This is a genomic window from Neoroseomonas rubea, from assembly GCF_016106015.1.
Lineage (GTDB): Bacteria > Pseudomonadota > Alphaproteobacteria > Acetobacterales > Acetobacteraceae > Neoroseomonas > Neoroseomonas rubea.
The window spans coordinates 1-1,665 of record NZ_JACADQ010000548.1; the positions used below are offsets into that span (position 1 = coordinate 1).

Here is a 1,665-nt window from a genome sequence, read left to right on the forward strand (position 1 = left end):
CGCTGGCGGGCGCGGTGCTCGCGGCGGTGCTGGCCGGGCTGCGCGCGGCATCGGTGCCGCCCGCGCAGGGCCTGGCGGAGGGCTGAAGGATGCGTGCCGCGACTCTTGCCGTGCTGGCCCTGCTGGCGGCTCCGGCCGCCGCCCAGGCGCCCTGGCCGGAGGATTTCTCCAATCCCCGCGCTGCGGATGGCGACCTGGTGCTGCCCATGCCGTGTGGCGGCGCCATGGCCTTCCGCCCGGTCGCCACGCCCTCCGGCCCCGGCGCGCTGGATGACAGGCCGGTCACGCTCGGCACCACGGATCCTGCGGGCGGCATCGCCGAATTCGCGCGGCGGGAGGCCGTGGCGGGCCCCTTCGCCGCCGAGGGCCGCGAAGGCGCGATCTTCTGGATCGGCAAGTACGAGGTGACGCGGGACCAATACGCCGCGGTGATGGAGGAGAGCTGCCCGTCGCCGTCGGCGGCCGGCCGGCTTCCCGCCGCGACGCTGTCCTGGTTCGACGCCGTCGCTTTTTCCCAACGCTACACGACCTGGTTGATGCGCAACGCCGCGCCGCGCCTGCCGCGCGCGGACGGCACGCCCGCCTTCGTGCGCCTGCCGACCGAGGAGGAATGGGAATACGCCGCGCGCGGCGGTGCCGCCGTCAGCGAGCTGGATTTCCTTGCCCGCACCTTCCCCATGCCGGAAGGCACGGCGCGCTACGCCTGGTTCCAGGGGCCGCGATCCGCCTCGGGCCGCGCCCAGCCCGTGGGCATGCTGGAGCCCAATCCGCTCGGCCTGCACGACATGCTCGGCAATGTCGGGGAGATGGTGCTGGAACCCTTCCGCGCCGTGCGCGTAGGGCGGCTGCACGGGCAGGCTGGCGGCGTCGTGGTCAAGGGCGGCGACTACCGCACGCCCGAAGCGGCGCTGCGGTCGTCGCTGCGCATCGAAATCCCGCCCTATGACGCGACCGATGGGCAGCCGACGCGGCTCGCCTCGGTCGGCTTCCGCCTCGTCCTTGCATCCCATGTGACGACCAGCCTGCGCCGGGCCGAGGCGCTGAACCGCGCCTTCGAGGAAGAAAGCCGCGCCAGCAACACGGAGGCCGAGCAGGTGCGGCGGCAGATCGCCTCCCTCCGCGAGGGCGCCGATGCGTCGCTGCGCCAACGGCTGGATCGGCTCGAGGCCGGGCTGATGGCGACCGAGCGCGCGCGGCTTGAGCAGGAACGCGCTGGCGTGCGCGCGCAGCTGGAAGGGGCCGCCGTGCTCGGGCGGTCGGCCGTGCTGTCGCAGCGGCGGCTCGATGGCTTCCAGGCGCTGCTCGATGGCGGCGACGTGGTGCAGGCGAGCCCCGAGATGCGCGCCAACTGGGCCCGCGCGGCCGAGGGTCTGCGCGTCGAGCGTGAACTGGCACTGGATGGCTATGCGCGCATCGTCGCCGATCTCGGCCGGGGTGCGGACCGCGCGACGCTGACGACCGAAGCCGGCGTGGTGGCGCGGGAGACCGAGGCGCGCGGCGTACCCGAACTGCGGCCCTATCTGGATGTCGCGACGCGCCACGCGGCGGATTCGCGCGACCGCGGCATGCCGCCGCGCGAGCGGATGCGGGAGGAGGTCCTGGCGGCCGGGCGGGGGATGCAGCCGCCGGCGGCCCAGGCCGCGGCGCCACCGGCCGCGGCAACGC

Annotated in this window: 1 protein-coding gene; it reads left to right on the plus strand. The window is 74.9% G+C overall.

All coding sequences use genetic code 11. The annotated features are described in order from the left end of the window. Positions 1–89: 89 nt before the first annotated feature. Positions 90–1,665, plus strand: a 1,576-nt coding sequence (locus HW577_RS24710) for a formylglycine-generating enzyme family protein (RefSeq protein ID WP_198378742.1), incomplete at its 3' end; no start/stop codon positions are given.